This is a genomic window from Streptomyces sp. NPDC127595 (genome assembly GCF_042671685.1).
Classification (GTDB): Bacteria; Actinomycetota; Actinomycetes; order Streptomycetales; family Streptomycetaceae; genus Streptomyces.
Genome location: NZ_JBHXWK010000027.1, coordinates 1 through 4,729 on the forward strand (window position 1 = coordinate 1; position 4,729 = coordinate 4,729).

Annotated in this window: 3 protein-coding genes; 2 read left to right on the forward strand and 1 reads right to left on the reverse strand. The window is 72.4% G+C overall.

Going from position 1 to position 4,729, the window contains the following annotated elements; genetic code table 11:
* Nucleotides 1–219 precede the first annotated feature (219 nt).
* Nucleotides 220–501 carry a hypothetical protein gene (locus ACFVKT_RS40005; RefSeq protein WP_385741894.1) on the forward strand — a complete coding sequence of 94 codons (282 nt, stop codon included), beginning with the start codon at nucleotides 220–222 and terminating at the stop codon, nucleotides 499–501.
* A gap of 133 nt (nucleotides 502–634) precedes the next feature.
* Here ACFVKT_RS40005 and ACFVKT_RS40010 read toward each other — a convergent pair whose 3' ends face one another.
* On the reverse strand, nucleotides 635–1,420 hold the full coding sequence (locus ACFVKT_RS40010; protein ID WP_385741897.1) for a ferritin-like fold-containing protein: 786 nt from the start codon (nucleotides 1,418–1,420) through the stop codon (nucleotides 635–637).
* Nucleotides 1,421–1,892: 472 nt separating this feature from the next.
* On the opposite strand from ACFVKT_RS40010, the gene ACFVKT_RS40015 reads away from it, so the two are divergent.
* Nucleotides 1,893–4,034, forward strand: coding sequence for a DEAD/DEAH box helicase (locus ACFVKT_RS40015; protein WP_385741900.1), 2,142 nt, complete (start codon nucleotides 1,893–1,895; stop codon nucleotides 4,032–4,034).
* Nucleotides 4,035–4,729: the final 695 nt, after the last annotated feature.

Sequence of the window (4,729 nt, forward strand, 5' to 3'; positions counted from 1 at the left end):
GGAGGGGCCCGGTGGCAGTGCCACCGGGCCCCTCCTCGTCCGCTCGCCGAGATGGCCGGATGCCTCCGTCCGGTTCACTCGTCCGGATCGCTCGTCCGGGTTCAGATCTCCACCACAGATGGAGCACAGATCCACTACATAGGAGGGTTGTATTCCGCACGTCAGGGGTAGGACGGGCTACGACCGAATCGCACCGGCCGTCCGGGAGGAACCCCCGCCATGCTCTTGGAAACGCTCGGCTCCGCGATGCTCGGTCTGGCACTGGCCTGGGCGGCCGCGTACCGCCTGCCGCACCGCCTCCCGAGCCGCACACTGGTCCTGTCGACCGGTGTGGCCGGAGCCCTGTTCGGCGCCTTCCTGACGCACACCGCGCTGGGCGCCGGCCATCTGCTGGTGATCTTCATCGGCGCTGTGGCGGTCTCCACGGCCTCGCTCTCCCTGCTGCTGCGCCCCGCGGAAGGATTTCGCCGCCGCTCGGCGACGGCGCGACCCGCTGCGTAATCCACTGCGTGATCCACTGCGTGATCCACTGCGCAGGGTCCGCCGGACCGACCGCCGTGTGAGGCGCCGCGCGAGGCGGCGTTAGCCAGCTCGCGGGCAAAGCAGCGTCAGGCGGCTCGCGGGTGAGGCGGCGTCAGGCAGCCAGCCCCAGCGCCGCCATCCGCTTCGTGTGGGCCTCGGTGATCCGCGAGAACATCCGGCCGACCTCCGCGAGGTCGAACCCGTCCGCAACGCCCCCCACGAGCATGGTCGACAGGGCGTCGCGCTCGGCGACCACCCGCTGCGACTGGGAAAGGGCCTCGCCCATCAGCCGTCGCGCCCAGAGCGCGAGCCGGCCGCCCACCCGCGGGTCCGCGTCGATCGCGGCGCGGACCTTCTCAATGGCGAAGCTCGCGTGCCCGGTGTCGTCGAGGACTCCGAGCACGAGGCTGCGGGTGTCCGAGTCGAGACGGGCCGCGACCTCACGGTAGAAGTCACTGGCGATCGAGTCGCCGACGTACGCCTTGACGAGTCCCTCCAGCCAGTCCGAGGGCGCTGTCTGGCGGTGGAAGCCGTCGAGGGCGGCGACGAACGGCTCCATGGCCTGCGTCGCGTCCGCGCCGACCGCCGACAGCCGGTCCCGCAGCTGCTCGAAGTGGTGGAACTCGGCCGACGCCATCTTCGCCAACTCGGCCTTGTCGCCCAGCGTGGGTGCCAGCTTGGCGTCCTCCGCGAGCCGCTCGAACGCCGCCAGCTCGCCGTACGCGAGCGCCCCGAGCAGATCCACGACCGCGGCGCGGTACTGCGGGTCGACGGAGGCCGTCTCCCAGGCCTGGGCGGCGATTCCGGTGGCCGCGGGAGCGGTGTCGTCTGTGACTGCGGGGGTGGTCTCGTCCGCGGCCTCGGCGGGTGTGTCAGCGGCGTTGTCGGGCGTCGTCATGAAGCGCACAATAGCCCGCTCACCACAACACGGAAGTCCCTGGTCAATCACTGTGACGACCACTACGTGACCAAATCGGCCATCGCATGTGCGCGATTCCGGGGTATGGTGGTAATGCGCCCGGCGACTATTCGACGGGCCGCATGAATGAGGATGCCCGGTCGGTGGCCCGATCGGCTCCGACCCGACAGCCCTCCACGTCGGTACGTCACTTTGCGTACGGCATTCGGAGGGAACCCTCAGTGGTACGAGAGCTCGAGCGTCGGCAGTGGTCCCATGCCGCTCGGCCCGCCCGTCAAGAGCGGCCGACGTCCCCGGCACGGTCCCGACACGACCCCCCGCGCTCGCCTCGCACTGCGTACACAGAACAGGCAGCACCCTGACTACCACTTTTCGAGAGCTCGGAATCCTTGCCGAGACCGCTGAGGCCCTTGAGGCCGTCGGCATCATCAATCCCTTCCCCATCCAGGAGATGACGCTCCCCGTCGCCCTCTCCGGCAACGACGTCATCGGACAGGCCAAGACCGGCACCGGCAAGACGCTGGGCTTCGGTCTCCCGCTCCTTGAGCGCGTCACCGTCCCGGCGGACGTCGAGGCGGGCCGGGCGCAGCCCGAGCAGCTCACCGACGCCCCGCAGGCTCTCGTCGTCGTCCCGACGCGCGAGCTGTGCCAGCAGGTCACGAACGACCTGCTGACCGCGGGCAAGGTCCGCAACGTACGCGTTCTCGCCATCTACGGCGGCCGGGCGTACGAGCCGCAGGTCGAGGCCCTCAAGAAGGGCGTCGACGTGATCGTCGGCACCCCGGGCCGGCTGCTCGACCTCGCGGGCCAGAAGAAGCTCGACCTCAAGCACATCCGCGCGCTCGTCCTGGACGAGGCCGACGAGATGCTCGACCTGGGCTTCCTGCCCGACGTCGAGAAGATCATGAACATGCTGCCGGCCCGCCGTCAGACGATGCTGTTCTCGGCGACCATGCCGGGCGCGGTCATCGGCCTCGCGCGCCGCTACATGTCGCAGCCCACGCACATCCGCGCCACCTCGCCGGACGGCGAGGGCGCGACGGTGGCGAACACCGCGCAGTACATCTACCGCGCGCACAACATGGACAAGCCCGAGCTCGTCGCCCGCATACTGCAGGCCGACGGCCGCGGTCTCGCGATGGTCTTCTGCCGCACCAAGCGGACGGCCGCGGACCTCGCCGACCAGCTCCAGCAGCGCGGCTTCGCCTCCGGTGCGGTCCACGGCGACCTCGGCCAGGGCGCCCGCGAGCAGGCGCTGCGCGCCTTCCGCAACGGCAAGGTCGACGTCCTCGTCTGCACCGACGTCGCCGCCCGTGGCATCGACGTCGAGGGCGTCACGCACGTCATCAACTACCAGTCCCCCGAGGACGAGAAGACGTACCTGCACCGCATCGGCCGTACGGGCCGCGCGGGCGCCAAGGGCATCGCCGTCACCCTCGTCGACTGGGACGACATCCCGCGCTGGCAGCTCATCAACAAGGCGCTGAACCTCGGCTTCCCGGACCCGCCGGAGACGTACTCCACGTCCCCGCACCTCTTCGAGGAGCTGAACATCCCGGCCGGCACCAAGGGTGTCCTGCCGCGCGCCGAGCGCACCCGCGCCGGTCTCGCGGCCGAGCAGGTCGAGGACCTCGGTGAGACCGGCGGCCGTGGCGGACCGCGCGGCCGCGGTGGCCGTTCTGCCGCTTCGGCACCGGCCGTCGAGCGTGAGCGCCCGGCGCGTACGCCGCGCAGCCGTCGTCGTACGCGCAACGGCGCACCGATGGACGAGACGTCCGCGTCTGCCCAGGTGACGGCCGAGGCCGCTGAGGTAGACGCGCGCGAGCCCCGCACCCCCCGCCGCCGTCGCCGTACGCGCAACGGCGCGGCGGAGCTGGTCGCCGTGCCCGAGGCCGCGGAGACCGCCGTCGCGACCGCCGAAGGTGTCACGGACGAATCGGCCGAGCCGGCCAAGCCGCGTCGCCGCCGCACCCGCAGGACCGCGGAGTCGGTGGAGCCGACACAGGCCGCGGCCGAGACCGTCGTGGCCGAGGCCGTCGCCATCACCGAGGGCGCCGCCAAGGCCCCCGCCGCACCGCGCCGCCGCACCCGCAGCAAGGTCGCCGTCGCCACGGACGAAGCCACGTCCGAGACGGAGCCCAGGCCGCGCCGCACCCGCGCCGCGAAGGCCACCGCCACGGAGCCGGCCGCCGAGGCCGCTGTGGACACCGTCGAGGCCGTCGAGGCCAAGCCGCGTCGCCGCACCCGCAAGGCCGCCGCCGCGACCGTCGAGGCCGGTATTCCGGCCCAGACGGCCGAGGAGCCCGAGGCCCCCGCCGCACCGCGCCGCCGCACCCGCAAGGTGGCGGAGGCCGCGGTCGACACCGCCGAAGGCGTCGCCGAGGCCCCGGCCAAGGCGCGCCGCACCCGCAAGGCGGCCGTCCCCGCGGTCGAGGTCGCGCCCGATGCGGAGGCCCCGGCCAAGCCGCGCCGCACCCGCGCCGCGAAGGCCACCGCCGTGGCCGTCGATGCCGAGATTCCGGCCCAGACGGCCGAGTCGAAGCCGCGTCGCCGCACCCGCAAGGCCGCGGCCGCGGAGCCCTCCGAGGGCTGATCCCCCGTCCCACCCGATGGCCCGGTCCCACTTCCCGTGGGGCCGGGCCATCGGCGTTCCCGCCCGACACCGGCCCCGACTTCTTTCGCCCCCTCCGCCCCTACCCATCCCGTACCTGGGGGCTGCCGCCCCCAGACCCCCGCCATCGCGCTGAACGCGCTCGTCCTCAAACGCCGGACAGGCTGAAAGGCCCTACCCGGAGCTGAAGAGTCCCGCCCCCACGGGTGGGTGGGGGATCGGGATGGCACTGCCTCGTCCTCAAACGACGGACGGGCTGAAGACGCGTACCCGGAGCTGAAAAGCGAAACCCCCACGGGTAGGTGGGGGACCGGCACGGCACCACCCCAACCCGAAACGCCGGACGGACCGAAGACGCCCACCCGGAGCTGAAAAGCGAAACCCCCACGGGTAGGTGGGGGACCGGCACGGCACCACCCCATCCCCAAACGCCGGACCGGCACAAGACCACTGGGCCGGAGCCGAAAAGACGAGCCCCGACGGACGGATGGAAACCGGAACGGGGCTGGGGCTGGGGCTGGGGAACTGACGGCGCGCGCCCCCGCCCCCGCTGCGGACGTTGGTTACCACCCGCACCCGGAGGACGGCGGAAGGGGCCGGGGGCCGGTACATCAAATGCCCGTCGCGTACGCCCGCCTCACCGGACCCCCACCCCACTGACCGACGCCGGATCCGGC

Excerpts from the sequence above, each read along its gene's own strand:
- ACFVKT_RS40005 (WP_385741894.1), top strand. The coding sequence starts at position 220 with ATGCTCTTGGAAACGCTCGGCTCCGCGATGCTCGGTCTGGCACTGGCC.
- ACFVKT_RS40015 (WP_385741900.1), top strand. The coding sequence starts at position 1,893 with ATGACGCTCCCCGTCGCCCTCTCCGGCAACGACGTCATCGGACAGGCC.
- ACFVKT_RS40010 (WP_385741897.1), bottom strand. The coding sequence starts at position 1,420 with ATGACGACGCCCGACAACGCCGCTGACACACCCGCCGAGGCCGCGGAC.